The 18,164-nt window shown below is 77.3% G+C and carries 16 protein-coding genes and 1 pseudogene; 9 read left to right on the top strand and 8 right to left on the bottom strand.

Annotation, left to right across the window (positions count from 1 at the left end):
• Nucleotides 1–327, bottom strand: a pseudogene (locus ACRYR7_RS17145) (hypothetical protein); the annotation flags it as partial.
• A 141-nt stretch (nucleotides 328–468) separates the two neighbouring features.
• On the opposite strand from ACRYR7_RS17145, the gene ACRYR7_RS17140 reads away from it, so the two are divergent.
• Nucleotides 469–1,779 (top strand): sensor histidine kinase, encoded by a 1,311-nt coding sequence (locus ACRYR7_RS17140; protein ID WP_432573322.1) that lies wholly within the window; start codon nucleotides 469–471, stop codon nucleotides 1,777–1,779.
• On the top strand, nucleotides 1,776–2,561 hold the full coding sequence (locus ACRYR7_RS17135; protein ID WP_432573321.1) for a response regulator: 786 nt from the start codon (nucleotides 1,776–1,778) through the stop codon (nucleotides 2,559–2,561). Before ACRYR7_RS17140 ends, ACRYR7_RS17135 begins: the two co-directional genes overlap by 4 nt.
• A 33-nt stretch (nucleotides 2,562–2,594) precedes the next feature.
• Here the strand turns inward: ACRYR7_RS17135 and ACRYR7_RS17130 are convergent, their stop codons facing one another.
• Both ACRYR7_RS17130 and speB read right to left on the bottom strand, forming a co-directional pair.
• Nucleotides 2,595–4,340 (bottom strand): flavin monoamine oxidase family protein, encoded by a 1,746-nt coding sequence (locus ACRYR7_RS17130; RefSeq protein WP_432573320.1) that lies wholly within the window; start codon nucleotides 4,338–4,340, stop codon nucleotides 2,595–2,597.
• A gap of 1 nt (nucleotide 4,341) precedes the next feature.
• Entirely contained in the window at nucleotides 4,342–5,304 is a 963-nt protein-coding gene (speB, locus tag ACRYR7_RS17125) for an agmatinase (RefSeq protein ID WP_432573319.1), read from the bottom strand.
• A 193-nt stretch (nucleotides 5,305–5,497) separates the two neighbouring features.
• Here speB and ACRYR7_RS17120 point away from each other — a divergent pair, with 193 nt between their 5' ends.
• Complete coding sequence (locus ACRYR7_RS17120; protein ID WP_432573318.1) at nucleotides 5,498–6,124, top strand: helix-turn-helix domain-containing protein; 627 nt, start codon at nucleotides 5,498–5,500, stop codon at nucleotides 6,122–6,124.
• Between the two features lie 88 nt (nucleotides 6,125–6,212).
• Nucleotides 6,213–6,980: a nitrilase-related carbon-nitrogen hydrolase gene (locus ACRYR7_RS17115; RefSeq protein ID WP_432573317.1), complete on the top strand. Its 768-nt coding sequence runs from the start codon at nucleotides 6,213–6,215 to the stop codon at nucleotides 6,978–6,980.
• A gap of 49 nt (nucleotides 6,981–7,029) precedes the next feature.
• Here the strand turns inward: ACRYR7_RS17115 and ACRYR7_RS17110 are convergent, their stop codons facing one another.
• On the bottom strand, nucleotides 7,030–8,016 hold the full coding sequence (locus ACRYR7_RS17110; protein ID WP_432573316.1) for a type I phosphomannose isomerase catalytic subunit: 987 nt from the start codon (nucleotides 8,014–8,016) through the stop codon (nucleotides 7,030–7,032).
• 13 nt (nucleotides 8,017–8,029) lie between these two features.
• Complete coding sequence (locus tag ACRYR7_RS17105; RefSeq protein ID WP_432573315.1) at nucleotides 8,030–8,881, bottom strand: SDR family oxidoreductase; 852 nt, start codon at nucleotides 8,879–8,881, stop codon at nucleotides 8,030–8,032.
• Between the two features lie 227 nt (nucleotides 8,882–9,108).
• Between ACRYR7_RS17105 and ACRYR7_RS17100 the strand changes: the two genes are divergently transcribed.
• Together ACRYR7_RS17100 and ACRYR7_RS17095 are read left to right on the top strand one after the other, a co-directional pair.
• The gene (locus ACRYR7_RS17100; protein WP_432573314.1) at nucleotides 9,109–10,524 is read left to right on the top strand and encodes an OFA family MFS transporter; all 1,416 of its coding nucleotides are present in this window, start codon (nucleotides 9,109–9,111) and stop codon (nucleotides 10,522–10,524) included.
• Nucleotides 10,521–10,688, top strand: coding sequence for an MFS transporter small subunit (locus tag ACRYR7_RS17095; RefSeq protein WP_432573313.1), 168 nt, complete (start codon nucleotides 10,521–10,523; stop codon nucleotides 10,686–10,688). The genes ACRYR7_RS17100 and ACRYR7_RS17095 overlap by 4 nt, the downstream gene beginning before the upstream one ends.
• Before the next feature lie 57 nt (nucleotides 10,689–10,745).
• On the opposite strand, the gene ACRYR7_RS17090 is transcribed toward ACRYR7_RS17095, so the two are convergent.
• Nucleotides 10,746–11,366: an L-threonylcarbamoyladenylate synthase gene (locus ACRYR7_RS17090; protein WP_432573312.1), complete on the bottom strand. Its 621-nt coding sequence runs from the start codon at nucleotides 11,364–11,366 to the stop codon at nucleotides 10,746–10,748.
• Nucleotides 11,367–11,415: 49 nt separating this feature from the next.
• Nucleotides 11,416–12,099 carry a GNAT family N-acetyltransferase gene (locus ACRYR7_RS17085; RefSeq protein ID WP_432573311.1) on the bottom strand — a complete coding sequence of 228 codons (684 nt, stop codon included), beginning with the start codon at nucleotides 12,097–12,099 and terminating at the stop codon, nucleotides 11,416–11,418.
• Between the two features lie 154 nt (nucleotides 12,100–12,253).
• Between ACRYR7_RS17085 and ACRYR7_RS17080 the strand changes: the two genes are divergently transcribed.
• Entirely contained in the window at nucleotides 12,254–14,596 is a 2,343-nt protein-coding gene (locus tag ACRYR7_RS17080; protein ID WP_432573310.1) for a SpoIIE family protein phosphatase, read from the top strand.
• Between the two features lie 48 nt (nucleotides 14,597–14,644).
• Here the strand turns inward: ACRYR7_RS17080 and ACRYR7_RS17075 are convergent, their stop codons facing one another.
• A complete protein-coding gene (locus tag ACRYR7_RS17075; RefSeq protein WP_432573309.1) occupies nucleotides 14,645–15,724 on the bottom strand; it encodes an ANTAR domain-containing protein in 1,080 nt (359 codons plus the stop codon).
• A 303-nt stretch (nucleotides 15,725–16,027) separates the two neighbouring features.
• Between ACRYR7_RS17075 and sucC the strand changes: the two genes are divergently transcribed.
• A complete protein-coding gene (gene sucC / locus ACRYR7_RS17070) occupies nucleotides 16,028–17,200 on the top strand; it encodes an ADP-forming succinate--CoA ligase subunit beta (protein ID WP_432573308.1) in 1,173 nt (390 codons plus the stop codon).
• A 3-nt stretch (nucleotides 17,201–17,203) separates the two neighbouring features.
• Complete coding sequence (gene sucD / locus ACRYR7_RS17065) at nucleotides 17,204–18,109, top strand: succinate--CoA ligase subunit alpha (RefSeq protein ID WP_432573307.1); 906 nt, start codon at nucleotides 17,204–17,206, stop codon at nucleotides 18,107–18,109.
• Nucleotides 18,110–18,164 lie beyond the last annotated feature (55 nt).

The raw sequence follows: 18,164 nt of genomic DNA, 5'->3' as shown, positions 1-18,164 counted from the left end.
CCCCCCCCCCCCCCCCCCCCCCCCCCCCCCCCCCCCCCCCCCCCCCCCCCCCCCCCCCCCCCCCCCCCCCCCCCCCCCCCCCCCCCCCCCCCCCCCCCCCCCCCCCCCCCCCCCCCCCCCCCCCCCGGCGCCCTCCAGGCCGCTGAGGAGCGCGGCGGCGCCGTAGCCGGCGCCGGTGAGCAGCACGGCGAGGAGCAGGCCGCCGGCGAGGGCGGCGGTGCCCACCAGGGGCCGCCACCAGCGGTTCGCGGGCCCGCGCAGGGCGGCGGTGTAGGCGACGGGGGAGGGGGACGGTGCCGTCCCCGGGACGGCGGGTGCCTCGATCACACCGGCAGGCTGCCCGCGCCGGCGGCGCCGCCGCGTCGGCCGTGCGGTGCCCCCGGGGGGTCGACCAAGGTCGACCCCCCGGCGCCGGACGGCGACCTGCGGTGCTCCCGCGGGCGGTGCGCGCCCTCCTACGCTGACCGGGTGAGCAGCACGGTCGGCGAGAGGGCCCGGGACGCGCCGGGGGAGACGGCGGTGAGCGCGCCCGCGCGCCCGGCGGCGCCGGCGGGCGCGTCGGCGGCGGGGCCCGGGCGCCGGCGCCGGGGGCGGCTGGCGCTGCGGCTGGCCGGCGACACCGTCCTCGTCCTGACCTGCCTGGGCGTGGGCCTGGTGCTCCTGGGCGTCGAGCTGGACCCCGCGACGGGTCCGCGCACCCGCGGCGACCTCGTCGTGGCGCTGGACTTCTTCCTGGGGGCGCCGGCCTGCCTGGCGCTGTTCGCGCGCCGGCGCCTGCCGGTGGCCGTGGCGGTGCTCCTGGCCGCCGTCTCCGTCCTGTCGGTCGTGGCCGGGGTGGCGTCGGCGGTGGCGCTGTTCGCGCTGGCGGTGCGCCGGCGCTGGCAGGTCGTGGCGGGCCCGGCCCTGGCCGTCGTCGCGGCGGGCGTCGCGCAGGCGCTGCTGTGGCCGGACCCGCAGGTGCCCACCTGGGTGGTCGCCGCGCTCGGGCCGGTGCTCGTGCTGCCGGTGGTCGGCTGGGGCATGTACGTGCGCACCCGCCACCAGCTCCTGGCCTCGCTGCGCGACCAGGCCGAGCGCGCCCGCGCCGAGCAGGAGATGCGCGTGCGCCAGGCCCGCACCACCGAGCGCGCCCGCATCGCCCGCGAGATGCACGACGTCCTGGCGCACCGCCTGTCGCTGGTGAGCATGCACGCCGGCGCCCTGGAGTTCCGGCCCGGCGCCGACCCCGAGGACGTCGCGCGCGCCGCGGGCGTCATCCGCGCCGGCACCCACGAGGCGCTGGAGGACCTGCGCGACATCCTCGGCGTGCTGCGCGCCGAGGACGTCGCCGGCGCGGGCGCGGAGGAGTCGCGCGGGCGCCCGCAACCGGTCCTGGCCGACCTGCCGGAGCTGGTGGAGCAGGCCCGCGCGGCCGGCTCGCGCGTGCGGCTGGACCTGGAGGTGCCCGCCCGGGCCGAGGCGCCGGCGCTGGTGGGGCGCACCGCGTTCCGCGTGGTGCAGGAGGGCCTGACGAACGCGCGCAAGCACGCCGCCGGCCGCGAGGTGCGGGTGCTGGTCCGGGGCGCGCCCGGCCACGGGCTGGAGGTCGTCGTCGACGACGGCGCGGCGGGCGCGCCGCCGGTGCCCCGGACGCCGGTGTCCCCGTCGGCGGGGGTGCCCGGCGCCGGGCTGGGCCTGGTGGGGCTGGCCGAGCGGGTCGCCCTCGCCGGCGGCGAACTGGAGCACGGACCCGCCGGCGGGGGCTTCCGGCTGCGCGCGCGGCTGCCGTGGCCGGCGTGAGCGGGGGCGCCGCGCCCGTGCGGGTGCTGCTCGTCGACGACGACCCGCTGGTGCGCGCGGCGCTGCAGGTGGTCCTGGGCGGCCTGGACGACGTGAGCGTGGTGGGCGAGGCCGCCGACGGCGAGCAGGCGGTCGCGCTGGCCGCGGCCACCGCCCCGGACGTGGTGCTGGTGGACGTGCGGATGCCGCGCCGCGACGGCATCAGCGCCACCCGGGAGATCACCGCGGGCGGTGCCGGCCCGCGCGTGGTGGTGCTCACGACGTTCGGCGAGGACGAGGCGGTGCTGGCGGCGCTGCGCGCCGGCGCCGACGGGTTCCTGCTCAAGGACACCCCGCCGGCCGGGATCGTCGCGGCGGTGCGGCGCGCGGCGGCCGGGGAGCCGGTGCTCTCGCCCGACGTGACGCGGCGCCTCATCGGCCACGTCACCGCCACCGGGCCCACCGGGTCCACCTCCACCGGGTCCACCGGGTCCGCCGGGTCCGCCGGGTCCGCCGGGTCCGCCGGGTCCGCCGGGTCCGCCGGGTCCGCCGGGTCCGCCGAGTCCGCCGCGGGGGCGGACGCCCGCCGCGCGCAGGCGCTGCAGCGGCTGGAGCGGCTGGGCGGCAGGGAGCGCGAGGTCGCCGTGGCCGTCGGCCGCGGGCTTCCCAACGCCGAGATCGGCGCCCGGATGTCCCTGAGCACCGCGACGGTGAAGGCGTACGTCTCGCGCGTCATGGCGCGCCTGGGGGTGGACAACCGGGTGCAGGTGGCGATCCTCGTGCACGACGCCGGGCTGGTGTGAGGGCCGCGCCCGGCGGGCGCGACCCCCGCCGGGTCAGGGGTCGGGCAGTTCGACGGGGGCCAGTTCGGCGAACCGGTCGCCCGGGCCGGGGTTTCCCGGGGCGGAGGAACCGCCGAGCTGGTGCACCACGCCCCACACCGCGTTCAGGCCGGTGGTGACCGCGCCCTCCGCCCAGCCGGGCGTGAAGGAGATGTCGTCGCCGGCGAGGAAGATCCCGCGCTGCTGCGGCGGCAGGTGGTCCTGCACGAAGTGGCAGAACAGCCTGCGCTGGTAGCGGTAGTGGCCCGGCAGGTTCCCGCGGAACGCGCCCATGAAGTGCGGTTCGCGCTCCCAGGAGACGGTGATGGGGTCGCCCAGGACGTGCGAGGCGATGTCGACGTCGGGGTAGATCTGCTTGAGGTTGTGCAGCATCAGCCGCACCCGCTCGTCGGTGTCCAGCGCCAGCCACTTCAGCGCGTCGTCGTTCCAGGTGTAGCTCAGGCAGATGACGGCCGGGGAGTCCGCCGCGGCCGGGTCGTCGATCCCCTCGCCGCCGTCGAGCAGGTAGGTACCGCGGGTCATGCGGTCGGTGAGGGTGGTGCTGAGCACCCGCCGCCCGGTGGCCGGGTCGCGGTCGCGCCAGAACGGGCGGTCCACCAGGACGAACGTCTTGGAGGACTGCATGTAGTGCGAGCGCTCCACCGCCATCCACATGTCGTGCGAGAACAGCGACTCCTCGGTGTCGATGCCCGCCGACAGCAGCCATGACTGGCAGGTGGCGATCACCGCCTCGTAGGCGCGCTCGGTGCCCCAGCGGTCCAGCACGAGCAGGCGGCCGTCCTCGCCGCGGCGCACGCGGGTGACCGCCGGGCGCGGGGAGCCCTGGTGCAGCGACTGCAGGCTGGTGCCCGCCGGCCAGTGCGCGAGCGCGTCCGGCGCGTGGCGCCACAGGCCCAGCGGCACGCTCTGCGCGCCGCCGGTGATGCGGTGGTGCTGGTCGTCGGCGTCGGTGTGCACGACGCGCAGGATCTCCAGGATCGAGTTCGGGAAGTCGGTGTCCCAGCCGCCGGTGCCGAAACCGACCTGCCCGAACGTCTCGCGGTAGGAGAACGGCAGTTCCGAGAACGCCGCGGACTTCGCGACGAAGCCGTAGAACGTCTCCTCGTCCAGCCGCGGGACGGTGCGGTTCCAGACCTCCTTGATGGCGCGCAGGTCGCGGCGGCGGATCGCGTCCTGCACCGCCTCCAGCTCCGCGCCCTCCACCAGCGCCCGGCGCCACGCGGCGGCGACCTCGCCGAACTCCGCGGGCAGGTCCTCGGGCCTCTCGGCGTAGTGGGCGCGGTTGCGCAGCTCGATCACCGTGCTGGGCGTCTGCGGCGCCAGCGGGTTCGGGAACGGGCTGGTGCGGGCGCCGACGGTGTCCACGTAGTGGAAGAACGCGCGCCCGGAGGCGGGGAACCGCATCCCGCCCAGGTCGGCAACGGCGCCGGGCACGCCGGGGAAGGCCGCCGAGCGCAGCCGGCCGCCGATCTCCCCGGCCTCGTGCACGACGGGGCGCAGCCCGAGCTTCATCAGCTCGTGCGCGGCCACCAGCCCCGACACCCCCGCGCCGATGACGGCGACCTCGGTGCCGTGCCGGTGCGCGGGCACCGAGCCCAGGCCGGCGGGGTGGGCGAGGTACTCGTCGTAGGGGAAGGGGAAGTCGGGCACCAGCATCGTCAGCGGCTGCTCGGCCCCCCGGGCGCCGGGTGCGGGCGCGCCGGGCAGGTCCTCGGTGCTCGTGCCTGCGGGCAGGGTCATCTCAGCTCCCGCTCCGGGTGGCGGCCAGCACCGACAGCAGCTCGTACACCACGTGCGCGGCGGCGATGCCGGTGATCTCGGCGTGGTCGTACGCCGGGGCGACCTCGACGACGTCGGCGCCCACGACGTGCGCGCCGACAAGGCCGCGCAGGGTGTGCAGCAGCTCCCGGCTGGTCAGCCCGCCCGCCTCGGGGGTCCCGGTGCCGGGGGCGGCGGCGGGGTCGAGGACGTCGATGTCGACGGAGACGTACACCGGTGCGCCCTCCACGCGCCGGCGCACCCGCTCCACCGCGCGCGCCACGCCGTCGGTCTCGTAGTCGTCGGCGCGCACGACCTGGAAGCCGAGCACGCCGTCGTCCTCGAGGTCCTGCGCGCTGTACAGCGGCCCGCGGGTGCCGACGTGGACGCTGCGCTCGAGGTCGACCAGGCCCTCCTCGCTGGCGCGGCGGAAGGGCGTGCCGTGGGTGTAGGGGGCGCCGAAGTAGGTGTCCCAGGTGTCCAGGTGGGCGTCGAAGTGGACGACGGCGAGCTTGCCGTGCTGCTTGGCCAGCGCGCGCAGCGCGGGCAGCGCCAGGGTGTGGTCCCCGCCCAGCGAGACCAGCGTGGAGCCGTCCTGCGACAGCGCCGTCAGCCCCCGCTCGGCGGTGCCCAGCGCCTCGGCGATGTCGAAGGGGTTCAGGCCCAGGTCGCCGGCGTCGGCGACCTGCTGGGTGCCGAAGGGGTGCGTGCCCAGCGCCGGGTGGTACGGGCGCAGCAGCTTGGAGGAGGCGCGCACGTGGCCCGGCCCGAAGCGGGCGCCGGGGCGGTAGCTGACGCCGGTGTCGAAGGGCAGGCCGACGATCGTGACGTCGGCGCGGGAGACCTCGTCCAGGCGCGGCAGGCGCGCGAACGTCGGCGGGCCGCCGTAGCGGGGCACGCGCGTGGCGTCGACCGGCCCCCGCGGGCCGGGCGTGTCGGGGGACATGGGTTTCACAGTGGCGCGGCGGGCCCGGCCGGTCAACCCCTGTTTACCGCTGGAGCGCCACGGGTTCCCCGCGGGGCGCGGTGGTGCCACACTGCGGCGGGCACCGGGGCCGGTGCGGTGGCGAGGGGAGGGTGCGGTGCGGGCGGCGGCGCGGACGGAGGACGGACCCGCGGGTGGGGCCGGGGGCGCGCCGGTGCGCGTCGGCGCCCGGCTGCGCGCGGCGCGCCTGGCGCAGCGGCGCACCGTGGCGGAGGTGGCCGCGGCCGCCGGCCTGACCAAGGGCTTCCTCTCCCGCCTGGAGCGCGACCGCGCCACCGCCTCCGTGGCGGCCCTGGTGCGGCTGTGCGCCGCGCTCGACCTGGCCGTCGGCAGCCTCTTCGAGCCCGCCCCGGCCGGCGAGGCCGTGCGCGCCGGGCACTACCCGCCCATCGCCTTCGGCGGGCACGGCGTGCGCGAGTGGCTGCTCACCCCCGCCGGCGAGCGGCGGCTGGCCGCGATCGTCAGCGAGGTCGAGCCCGGCGGCGGCTCCGGGGAGGAGCCGTACGCCCTGGGCGCGGACGTGGAGTTCGCCCTCGTCCTGGCCGGGACGCTGCGGCTGAGCTTCACCCGCACCGACGGCGGCGAGGACGGGGAGGGCGGCGAGGGCGGCCGGGGCGTCGAGGTCGTCGAGCTGGGCACCGGCGACGCCTTCACCTTCGACCCCGGCCGCGCCCACTCCTTCCGCGCCACCGGCGACGCGCCAGCGCGGGTGCTGTGGGTCGTCAGCCCCGCCCTGTCCGAACCGCCCCGCCGCGCCGCGGACGGCCCGGCGCGCTCGTGAGCGGCGCCCACCGGGCGGCGCTGGGCACCGCCGCCCGCCTCGGCTACGGTCGGCACCGCTGGGGGCCGCAGGTGCACCGGGAGGGCTCGTGAGGATCGCCGTCGCGCAGGAGGCCGCCACCGCCGACGTGGCGCAGAACCTGCGCACCCTGGAGCGGTTGGCCGAGCGCGCCGCGCGCGCCGGCGCCGACCTGCTCGTCACCCCGGAGCTGTTCACCACCGGGTACGACCCCGGGCGGGTGCACGCCGACCCCTCGCTGCTGCCGCGCGCGGCGGAGCTGGCCCGCCGCGCCGGCGTGGCCCTGGTCGTCAGCGAACCCCACGACGACGGCACCGCGGAGTCCATCACCGCCGTCGTCGTCGACCGCGACGGCACCGTCCTGGGCCGCTACACCAAGACGCACCTGTACGGCCCCGCCGAGCGCGCCGCGTTCGCCCCCGGCGACGGCACCCCGCTGGTGGTGGACGTCGCCGGGCTGCGCGTGGGGGTCCTGGTGTGCTTCGACGTGGAGTTCCCCGAGGCGGTGCGCGCCCTGGCCGTCGCCGGGGCGGACGTCGTCGCCGTGCCCACGGCGATCTTCGACCCGGACGTGGCGCGGCTGCTGCTGCCGGCGCGCGCGTACGAGAACCGCGTGGCCGTGGCCTACGCCAACCACGTCGGCCCCGCCGCCGACGGGGTCAGCACGTTCAGCGGCGGCTCGGTCGTCGTCGGCCCCGACGGGCGCGTCCTGGCGCGCGCGGGGCGGGACGAGGCGGGGCTGCTGCTCGCCGACGTCGGCGCGGCCGACCTGCGCGACGCCCGCGACGTCGTGGACTACGTGCGCGAGCGCCGGCCGGAGACGTACCGGCTGGGCTGAGGGCCGGGCCGAGGGCCGGGCCGAGGGTCGCGCCGGGGAGCCGTCCCGGTCAGGACGGCAGGTGGCCCCACAGCAGGTCCAGCTCGCCCTCGACCTCCACGGCGCCCAGCGCCGCCGGCAGCAGGAACGTGCTCGCCCGCGCCAGTTCCCCGCTCCAGGCACCGGCGTGCACGGCCACCGGGGCGCGGCCGATGTTGGTGAGCACCTGCGCCGTGCCGAACTCCCGGCGCACCCGCACCGGGTGCCCGCTGCGCCAGCGGCGCAGGACGAAGTACGGGCCCTGGCAGCACAGCGCGCGGCGCACCCCGTCGTCGTCGGCGGGCACGGTGGAGTCGGTGATCGAGGCCCGGGCGTCCAGTCGGGCCTCGCGCAGCAGCGCCTCGACGTTCTCCCGGCGCTGCTGCTCGGGCACGGGGGAGCCGTCCTGCATCTCGTACGGCATGGCGTGCTGCTGGGTGTCCGAGGTCTGCTCGATCTCGTACACCAGCGTGTCCGGCCCGAAGGAGTGGACCGTGCCGCCCGGCACGTACACGGTGTCGCCGGCGGCGACGGGGAAGCGCTCCAGCACGGCGTCGAAGTCCTGCGCCAGCAGCGCCTCGCGCAGCCGCTCGGGGCCCACGTCCGGGCGCACCCCGGCCAGCGCGGTGGCGCCCGGCCCGGCGGCCAGCACGTGCCACGCCTCGGTCTTGCCGTTCTCCTGCCCCTCGAACTCCCGCGCCGCGGCGTCGTCGGCGTGCACGTGCACCGGCAGGGCGCGGTGGCCGTCGATGAGCTTGGTGAGGATCGGGAAGCGCGAGCCCGACCAGCCCGGCCCGACGAGCTCGCCGGGGTGCTCGCGCACCAGGTCGCGCAGCGGCGTGCCGGCCAACGGGCCGTCGGCGACGACGCCCACCTCGCCGTCGACGTCGCTGACCTCCCACGTCTCGGCGACGGGGCCCTCGGGCAACCCGCTGCGCCCCAGCACGTCCGCGACGGCCCGGCCGCCGAAGACGTGCTGCTTGACGGACGTGCTCAGGCGCAGCGGGTACCACTCCACGTCGGTGCTCCCCTCAGAGGATCGGCTTGCCGCCGGTCACCGCGATGCGCGCGCCGGAGACGTAGCTGGCCTCGTCGGAGGCGAGCATCACGTACACCGGCGCCAGCTCCGCCGGCTGCGCGGCCCGGCCGATCGGGGACTGCTGGCCGAACTGCGCGACCTTCTCCTCCGGCATCGTGGCCGGGATCAGCGGCGTCCACACCGGCCCGGGCGCCACCGAGTTCGCGCGGATGCCGCGCTCGGCCAGCAGCTGCGCCATGGAGGCGACCATGTTCGCGATGCCGGCCTTGGTCGCCGCGTACGGCAGCAGCGTGGGGCTGGGGCTGTCGGAGTTCACCGAGCTGGAGCCGATGATGGAGGAACCGGCGCCCATGTGCGGCAGGGCGGCCTTGGTCAGGTGGAAGAAGGCGCTGAGGTTGGTGTGGATCGTGCGGTCCCACTCCTCGTCGGGGATCTCCTCGATCGAGTCGCGGTTCATCTGGAACGCGGCGTTGCTGACGAGCACGTCGACGCGGCCGAACTCCTCCACGGCCCTGGCGACGACGGCGCGGCACTGCTCGGGCTGCGAGATGTCGCCGGGCACCAGCACGGCCCTGCGCCCGGCCCGCTCCACCCACTGCGCGGTCTCGCGCGCGTCCTCGTCCTCGTTCAGGTAGCTGATGAGGACGTCGGCGCCCTCGCGGGCGTACGCGATCGCCACGGCGCGGCCGATGCCGGAGTCGCCGCCGGTGATGATCGCCTTCTTGCCCTCCAGCCGGCCGGTGCCGCGGTAGCTCTCCTCGCCGTGGTCGGGGGCGGGGTCCATCGCGGCGGTGGTGCCGGGGACGTCCTGCGACTGCTCGGGCTGCTGACCGGACTCCGTCATGGTGACTCCTCCTCGCGGGCGCTGCTGCTTCGTGCCGGTGCCTCGTGCCGGTGCCTCGTGCCGCCGGCGCGCGGTGCTCCGCACGAGGCCCCACCCTCCGCCTACCCGCTGCGTGCCGTCCCAACCGCGGCGGGTGACCTCCTTTCCCCCGGTCGGGCGCGCCGCGGTGGTCCGGCCCCCGCCCCGCCCCTACGGTGGACGCCCACCCGCACGCGAAGGAGCGATCCGTGGTCCCACTGCTCGACCGGAGGCGCAGCATCGCGCCGCCAGGTTTCAACCGCTGGCTGGTGCCGCCGGCGGCGCTGGCCGTGCACCTGTGCATCGGTCAGGTGTACGCCACCAGCGTCTACAAGAACGCCCTCGTGCAGCACTTCGGCGTGGGCAACACCGAGGTCGGCGTGGTGTTCTCCATCGCCATCGTCATGCTGGGGTTGTCCGCGGCCGTGGCCGGCACGTGGGTGGACCGCAACGGGCCCCGCAAGGCGATGGCGACCTCGGCGCTGTTCTGGGTCAGCGGCTTCCTCGTCGGCGCCCTGGGCATCGCCACCTCGCAGCTGTGGCTGCTGTACCTGGGGTACGGCGTCATCGGCGGCATCGGCCTGGGCATCGGCTACATCTCCCCGGTGTCCACCCTCATCAAGTGGTTCCCGGACCGGCCGGGCCTGGCCACCGGCATGGCGATCATGGGTTTCGGCGGTGGTGCCCTGGTGGCCAGCCCGCTGTCCACCCGCCTGCTGGGCCTGTACGACCCGGCCTACGACTCCTCGGTGTCCGGCAGCGTGCCCACCGGCGACGCGGTCGCGATGCTCTTCGTGACCTTCGCGGTCGCGCACGCGCTGTTCATGGCGTTCGGCGCGGCCACCGTGCGGGTGCCGGCCGACGGCTGGCGCCCGGACGGCTTCGACCCGGCCTCGGTGCGCAGCAAGGCGCTGGTGACGACGGCGAGCGTGTCGGCGCGCAACGCCGTCCGCACCCCGCAGTTCTGGCTGCTGTGGGTGGTGCTGTTCTGCAACGTCACCGCCGGCATCGGCATCCTGGAGCAGGCCTCACCGATGATCCAGGACTTCTTCCGCGGTGCGGACGGCACCTCCACCGTGGCCGTCGCGGCGGCCGGCGGTTTCGTCGGGGTGCTGTCGATGGCGAACATGGCCGGGCGCTTCGCGTGGTCGTCCACCTCCGACATCATCGGCCGCAAGCCGATCTACCTGGTCTACCTGGGCGTCGGCCTCGTCGCGTACGCGCTGCTGGCGCTGTTCGGGCAGACCAGCACCGCGCTGTTCGTGCTGCTGGCGGCGGTGATCCTGTCCTTCTACGGCGGCGGTTTCGCCACCGTCCCGGCGTACCTGCGCGACCTGTTCGGCACCTTCCAGGTGGGCGCGATCCACGGCCGGCTGCTGACCGCGTGGTCCACCGCCGGCGTGGTGGGCCCGCTCATCGTCAACGGCTTCCTGGACGCGCAGGGCACCCCCGGGCGCCTGACGGCCGAGGCGTACCGGCCGGCCCTGCTGACCATGGTGGTGCTGCTGGCCGTCGGCCTGGTGGCGAACCTGCTGGTGCGCCCGGTGTCCTCCAGGTTCCACGAGCCCGTCGCCGGTGCGGCGGGGCGGTCCAGCGGTCGCGACGGGGAGAGGAGCGCCTCGTGAGCACGGGAGCGGGAACGGGGACGGGCCCGGCGACCGGCCCGGGGGCGGGCCGGTCCGGCCCCTCCACCGCCCGGGTGGCGCTGGGCTGGACGCTGGTCGGGGTGCCGCTGGCGTACGGCGTGGTCGAGACGGTGCTGCGGGCCTCGAAGCTCTTCACCGGCTGAACCGCCGGGGACGGCGAGCGCGGGCGGGCGCCCCGCACCCGGGGCGGTCGCCCGCGCTCAGCCGAAGCGGTCGGGGTCCCCCGCGCCCACGCGCACGACCTCGGCGCCGCCGGCGGACATGTCCACCACCGTCGTGGGCACGGTGCCCACCTCGCCGGCGTCCACGACGGCGTCGACGACGTGGTCCAGCTCCTCCTTGATGCTCCACGCGTCGGTGGGCGGCTCCTCGTGGCCGGGCAGCAGCAGCGTGCTCGACAGCAGCGGCTCGCCCAGCTCGCGCAGCAGGGCCCGCACGAACGGGTGGTCCGGGATGCGCACGCCCACGGTCCTCTTGCGCGGGTGCGCGAACCGCTTGGGGACCTCGGCGGTGGCGGGCAGGATGAACGTGTACGGGTTCGGCGTGGCCGCCTTCACCGCCCGGAACGCGGGGTTGTCCAGGTGCACGAACTGCCCGAGCTGGGCGAAGTCCGCGCACACGAGCGTGAAGTGGTGCCGCTCGTCGAGGTGGCGCACCCGGCGGATGCGCTCGGCGCCGGTGCGGCTCTCCAGCCGGCAGCCCAGCGCGTAGCAGGAGTCGGTGGGGTAGGCGATCAGGCCGTCGTCGCGCAGCAGGGCCACCAGCTGGGCCAGGGCGCGCGGCTGCGGGTCCTGCGGGTGCACCTCCACGAAGCGGGCCATGCCCGGAGGGTAGGCCGGGGCGCCGGCGGCGGCAGCCCGGCGCCGCCGCTCAGGGCAGCCGCACCAGCGGGAAGCCGATCGTGCGCCGCAGCCGGAAGCCCAGCGACTCGTACAGCCGCACCGCGCCGGTGTTGGTGGCCGCCGCGTGCAGGAACGGCGTCTCCCCGCGGGCCAGCGCGCCGGCGGCCACCGCCCGCACCAGGCGGCTCGCCAGGCCCCGCCCGCGCACGGCCGGGTCGGTGCACACGGCGCTGATCTCGGTGAACCCCGGCGGGTGCAGGCGCTCGCCGGCCGCGGCCACCAGCCGGCCCCGCTCGTCGCGCACGCCCAGGTAGGTGCCCAGCAGCCGGGTGCGGCGCTCGAAGGGGCCCGGGCGGGTGCGCCGCACCAGGTCCAGCAGCTCCGGCACGTCCGCCTCGCCCAGCACGAGCGCCCCCGGGTCCGGCGCGGCCCGCAGCGCGGCGGTGGCCACGAGCTGCACGCCCGGCAGGTCCCGCACCAGCCGCGCGCCCCGCGGCAGCGGGCCCTCCAGCCCCGGCAGCAGCACCTCGGCGCCGGCCCCCGCCACCGCCCGCAGCTCCTCCCAGGCCCGCTCCTCGCGCGCGTCGGCCAGCGCGCAGAACGGGGACACGTCCACCGGGTAGCGCCGGCCGAGCTCACCGCCCTCGGCGAGGTCGCGGTGCGCGCCCGTCAGCGAGGTCCACACGGGGGCGTCGAGGGGGTGGTGCCGCACCGCGGCATGGTTCCACGCCGCCGCCCGCGCCCGTCCCGCCCCCGCCAGGGCCCTGCCGGGCCCCGCCGCGCCGGGAAGGACGGGGAGGGACCGGACCGGTCGGCGTCCGGGCACCGCGGTGCGCGCACCGCGCTGCCGCGGATACCTTGCCAGCGTGCTGGACGAGCGGTGGGGCGGCCCGGTGCGGGTCGCGGGGGACGGCGAGGGCGCCGGCGGGCCCGCGGACGGCGGGGAGGCCGGCGGCGCGGTGCGGCCCGGGGACGGGCGGGTCCTGGCCGACCTGGCCCCCGTCATGCTGTGGTCCACCGACGCCACCGGCGCGTGCACCTCCGTCAACCGCCGCGTGCTGGAGTTCTTCGGCGCCAGCGAGGAGGACATGTTCGCCGGCCGGTGGCGCTCGATCCTGCATCCCGAGGACGCGCCCGCCTACCTGCGCACGTTCGAGGACGCCACCGCTCGGGGGCGCGGGTTCCGCGCCACCACGCGCGTGCGCCGCGCCGACGGCACCTACCGCTGGATCGAGACGACCGCCGCCCCGCTGCTGGACGCCCGGGGGCGCTTCGCCGGCCTGGCCGGCAGCAACCCCGACGTCACCGACCGGCTGCTGCGCGTGCGGGCCACGGCCTTCGCCGCCGAGCTCGGCGACGTCTTCGCCCGCGCCGACGACCCCGCCGAGGTGACCGCGGACGCCGGCCGGCGCCTGGTGGCGCACCTCGGGCTGGCCCGGCTCTCGCTCGCGCTGGCCGACGGCCCCGGCGACGGTCCCGGCAGCGGTGCCGGCGACGCGGGGGGCGCGGGGGGCGCCGGCGCGGTCGCCTGGGAGCACGCCGCCGGGGAGGCGGGCGAGGAGCGCGTCGAGGCCGTCGAGGACGGCCGGCGGCGGCTGTTCACCGTCACCGCCGCCAAGCGGCCCGGCGAGGGGTGGCACGAGGAGGAGGAGCGCCTGCTGCGCGAGGTCGCCCCCCGCCTGTACCTGCACCTGACCCGCGCCCGCGAGGCGCAGGCGGTGCGCCGCCGCTACGACGAGGCCCGCGCCGTCGTCGCGCGGCTGCAGGCGGCCCTGCTGCCCGCGGCCCTGCCGGTGCTGCCCGGCCTGGACCTGGCCGCCCGCTACGTCGTCGCCGGGGCCGGGCAGGCCGCCGGCGGGGACTGGTTCGACGCGGTGGTCCTCGACGGCGGGCGCGTCGCGCTCGTCGTCGGCGACGTCGTCGGGCACGGCGTGCTCGCCAGCGCCACCATGAGCCAGCTGCGCGCGGTGCTGGGCCAGCGCCTGGGCGCCGGGGCGGGCCTGCTGGAGGCGGTCGCCGACGTCGAGGACGTCGCCCGCCGCCTGCCCGGCGCGGCGGCGACCACCCTGTGCGCGGCGGTGCTCGACCCCGCCGGGGCCTCCCTGGAGTACGTCACCTCCGGACACCCCGCGCCGCTGGTCGTGCGCCCCGACGGCACCGCCGCGCACCTGGAGCAGACCGGCGGCGGACCGCTGGCCGTCGCCGGCGAGCGCGCCGCGCGCACCGTGCGCCTGGCCCCCGGCGAGCACGTCCTGCTCTACACCGACGGCCTGGTGGAGCGGCCCGGGCGCTCCCGCGCCGCCGAGCGCGAGCTGCTGGCCGGCGCCGCCGGCCGCGCCCTGCGCGCCGCGCTGGCCGACGGCGCCGGGGCCGGCTCGCCCGCCGACGCGGTGTGCCGCGCCCTGGTCGGCGAGCTGGCCGGACCCGGCGCCCGCGACGACGTCACCGTGCTGGTGGCCGGCCCGCGCACCCCGCCGGCGGCGCTGGAGGCCGACCTGCCCGCCGAGCCGCGCTCGCTGGCCGAGCTGCGCGCCCTGCTGCGCGCGTGGGCGGCCCCGCTGCACCTGCACCCCGCCGAGGCGCGCACCGTGCACCTGCTGGCCGGGGAGGCGGTCGCCAACGCCGTCGAGCACGCGCACGCCCGGCCCGGCGGGCACCGCGTGCGCGTGGGCGCCGACGTGGACGGCTCGGGGGTGCTGCGCCTGGTCGTCGCCGACGACGGCCGCTGGCGCACCCCGCGCGAGCAGCCCGGCGACCGCGGTCGCGGCCTGGCGCTGCTAGGGGCGCTGGGGCGGCTGCGCGTGGACGCCACCGGGACCGGCACGGTGGTCTCGGTGGAGCGGGCGCTGCAGCGGCCGGTGGAGGTGGACGTGCCCGGCCCCGCCGACGGCCCGGGCCCGGAGCAGGTGCACGAGCCCCCGTTCGAGGTGCTGCCCGCCGGCGGGCCCGTGCTGCGCGTGCGCGGGGCGGTGGACCTGGCCAGCGCCGACGACCTGCTCGACGAGCTGCGCCGCGCCTCCCGCGGCGGGGCGGTGCGCCTGACCGTGGACCTCTCCGGCGTCACCCACCTCGCCAGCGCCGGGGTGCAGGCGCTGGTGGAGGCCGCCCGCGGCGCGGGCGGCTGGGAGCGGCTGGACCTGCTGGCCCCCGGCGGCGGCGCCGCGGCCGCCGTGCTGGAGCTCGCCGCGCTGCCGCACCGCACCTCCTGAGCCGGCCCGGTCTGGCCGGGCGGGCGTGCGGGTCGGGCTCGGCCCGGCTCAGCCCGGCACGGAGGAGCTCTCGCGCAGGTCCACCCCGTCGCCCTCGCGGTCCGCCGCGTCGGCGGCGGTGGCCGAGGCCAGGTCGCGGTGCAGGCGCAGCCGGCGCAGGCCGGGGAAGTCGAGCACGTCGGTGCGCGCGCCGAGCACCACCCGCAGCGGGGTGCCGGTGCGCTCGCAGCGGCGGTGGGCGCTGGTGAGCACCGAGACGCCCACCGAGCCGAGGTAGCCCACGTCCGAGAGGTCCACCACCACCGGGTGCGGGGCCCGGCCGCCGTCGACGAGGGCGGCCAGGGCCGTGGAGAACACCGGCGCCGAGGCCAGGTCCACGTCGCCCTCGACCCGCAGCACCGGCACCGGCCCCGCGTCCGGGCGCGAGACCGCCACCCCCGGTGCCGGCTCGGGCGCCGCCGGGGCGCTCGGCGCCGCGAGCGCGGGCTCCGGCTGGCGGGTGAAGGTGGTCTGCAGCACGTCGTCCAGGCGGGTGCGCACGTCGGCGGGCAGCTCCACCCCCGCCCGGCACAGCTCCACGACCCGCTCGGCGAGGACGGCGAGCTTGACGTTGCGCTGCTGCGAGCACCACCGCAGCAGCTCGAAGGCCTCGTCGGGGCCGACGCCGTAGACGAGCATGAGCGCGCCCTTGGCCTGGTCGATCACCTGGCGCGACTCCAGCGCCGTGCGCAGGTGCACCGCGGCGACCTCGCTGACGTCGCGCAGCACCTCGGCGGTGACGTCGACGACCTGGCCCTCGAAGGCGCGCACCGGCCCGCGCGCGCCGTGCCCGTCCGCTGGGCGGCCCGCCAGCGCCGCCCAGCGCCGGGTGCCGGTGCCGTCCTCGAAGGAGACCAGCGCCCCGAACGGGGCGCGCCCGCAGGCGGCGGCGGTCAGCTCCGCGCGCAGCCGCTGCGCGTCGCGCGGGTCCAGGTGCCCGCACAGCCGGCCGGTGGTGCTCACGGCCTCGTCCGCCGGCAGGTGCAGCACCTGGCGCGCGGCGGGGGACCAGCGCCAGCGGTCCTCGAGGACCTCGACGGAGAACGCCCCGGCGGGGGCGGCGCGCTGCGGCTCGTGCTCGACGTCCATCGTGGCCTCCGGCGTGCAGCGGCCCACCGGGCCGCTCGAGGCGGGGGCTCGTGGTTCAACACCCGCACCGCGGGCGCCCGGTCGCTGCCGCCGCCCGCGGACCCGGCCCATGCTCGCACGTCGCCGCGAGCGGGGCGAGCGGCGCGCTCACGCGGTGTGATCCGCGTCATCGGGGCTGGCCGGGACCGCGCGGCGGGGGAGCACTAGGGTGCTGAGCGCCCGGTGCCGGCCGGCGCGGGCCCCGCGCGGGGCGGGCGTCGGCAGCGACACGACAACCTCCGACGACGAAGACGAGGAAGACTGGTGGACCTCTTCGAGTACCAGGCGCGCGACATGTTCGCGGCGCACGGCGTACCCGTCCTGGACGGCAAGGTCGCGACCACACCCGAGGAGGCCCGGGCCGCGGCCGAGGCCATCGGCGGCACCGTGGTGGTCAAGGCCCAGGTGAAGACGGGCGGGCGCGGCAAGGCGGGCGGCGTCAAGGTCGCCCGCTCCCCGGAGGAGGCGGCCGAGCGCGCCCGCGAGATCCTCGGCATGGACATCAAGGGCCACACCGTGCACCAGGTGATGATCGCCCAGGGCGCGCGGATCGCCGAGGAGTTCTACTTCTCCGTCCTGCTCGACCGCTCCAACCGCACCTACCTGGCGATGGCCAGCGTCGAGGGCGGCATGGAGATCGAGCAGCTCGCCGTCGAGCGCCCCGAGGCGCTGGCCCGCGTGCCCGTGGACGCCCTGACCGGCATCGACGCCGCCAAGGCCGCCGAGATCGTCGAGCGGGCCGGCTTCGCCCCCGAGCTGCGCGGGGCCGTCGCCGACGTCGTGCAGAAGCTGTGGGGCGTGTTCACCGCCGAGGACGCCACGCTGGTCGAGGTGAACCCGCTGGTGCGCACCGAGGACGGCGAGATCGTCGCCCTCGACGGCAAGGTCACGCTCGACGAGAACGCCGACTTCCGCCACCCCGAGCACGCCTCGCTCGCCGACGCCGCCGCGGCCGACCCGCTGGAGGCCAAGGCGAAGGAGATGAACCTCAACTACGTCAAGCTCGACGGCGAGGTCGGGATCATCGGCAACGGCGCCGGCCTGGTCATGAGCACCCTCGACGTGGTCGCCTACGCCGGCGAGGCGCACGGCGGCGTCAAGCCCGCGAACTTCCTGGACATCGGCGGCGGCGCCTCCGCGCAGGTCATGGCCAACGGCCTGGACGTCATCCTCAACGACGCGCAGGTCAAGAGCGTGTTCGTCAACGTCTTCGGCGGCATCACCGCCTGCGACGAGGTCGCCAAGGGCATCGTCTCCGCCCTGGGCATCCTGGGCGACGAGGCCACCAAGCCCCTCGTCGTGCGCCTGGACGGCAACAACGTCGAGGAGGGCCGGCGCATCCTCGCCGAGGCGAACCACCCGCTGGTGACCGTCGTCGACACCATGGACGGGGCGGCCGACAAGGCCGCCGAGCTCGCCGCGAGCGGAAAGGCCTGAGCAATGGCGATCTTCCTGAACTCCGACAGCAAGGTCATCGTCCAGGGGATGACCGGCTCCGAGGGCCGCAAGCACACCCAGCGGATGCTGGCCTCCGGCACGGACGTCGTCGGCGGCGTGAACCCCGGCAAGGCCGGCCAGAGCGTGGACTTCACCGGCGCGGACGGCTCGCCCGTGCAGGTGCCGGTGTTCGGCACCGTGGCCGAGGCCCGCGAGGCCACCGGCGCGGACGTCTCCGTGGTGTTCGTGCCCGCGAAGTTCACCAAGGCCGCGGCGATGGAGGCCATCGACGCCGACACCCCGCTCGTGGTGGTCATCACCGAGGGCGTGCCGGTGCACGACACCGCCGAGTTCCACGCCCACGCGGCGACGAAGGACGGCGTGCGCCTGATCGGCCCGAACTGCCCCGGCCTGATCAGCCCCGGCAAGTCCAACGCCGGCATCATCCCCGCCGACATCACCCCGCCCGGGCGCATCGGGCTGGTCTCGAAGTCCGGCACGCTGACGTACCAGATGATGTACGAGCTGGCCGACATCGGGTTCTCCTCCGCCGTGGGCATCGGTGGCGACCCGGTCATCGGCACCACGCACATCGACGCGCTCCAGGCGTTCCAGGACGACCCGGAGACCGACGTCATCGTGATGATCGGCGAGATCGGCGGCGACGCCGAGGAGCGCGCCGCGAAGTACATCGAGGCCAACGTCACCAAGCCCGTGGTCGGCTACGTCGCCGGGTTCACCGCCCCCGAGGGCAAGACGATGGGCCACGCCGGCGCGATCGTCTCCGGCTCGGCGGGCACCGCGCAGGCCAAGAAGGAGGCCCTGGAGGCCGCCGGCGTCAAGGTCGGCAAGACGCCGTCCGAGACCGCCAAGCTGGCCCGGGAGATCTTCCGCTCGCTGGCGGGCTGACCCCCGCGCCGCCGCGCGCCGCCCGGACCGGGGCCCCCGCCGACACCGTCGGCGG

This window comes from Kineococcus gurbantunggutensis, from assembly GCF_050871925.1.
Classification (GTDB): Bacteria; Actinomycetota; Actinomycetes; order Actinomycetales; family Kineococcaceae; genus Kineococcus.
This window is presented reverse-complemented; position numbering and strand designations above follow the sequence as displayed.

Coding starts and splice junctions, on each gene's coding strand:
- sucD (WP_432573307.1), top strand. CDS start 17,204: ATGGCGATCTTCCTGAACTCCGACAGCAAGGTCATCGTCCAGGGGATG.
- ACRYR7_RS17090 (WP_432573312.1), bottom strand. CDS start 11,366: ATGGCCCGCTTCGTGGAGGTGCACCCGCAGGACCCGCAGCCGCGCGCC.
- ACRYR7_RS17075 (WP_432573309.1), bottom strand. CDS start 15,724: ATGGACGTCGAGCACGAGCCGCAGCGCGCCGCCCCCGCCGGGGCGTTC.
- ACRYR7_RS17130 (WP_432573320.1), bottom strand. CDS start 4,340: ATGACCCTGCCCGCAGGCACGAGCACCGAGGACCTGCCCGGCGCGCCC.
- speB (WP_432573319.1), bottom strand. CDS start 5,304: ATGTCCCCCGACACGCCCGGCCCGCGGGGGCCGGTCGACGCCACGCGC.
- ACRYR7_RS17105 (WP_432573315.1), bottom strand. CDS start 8,881: ATGACGGAGTCCGGTCAGCAGCCCGAGCAGTCGCAGGACGTCCCCGGC.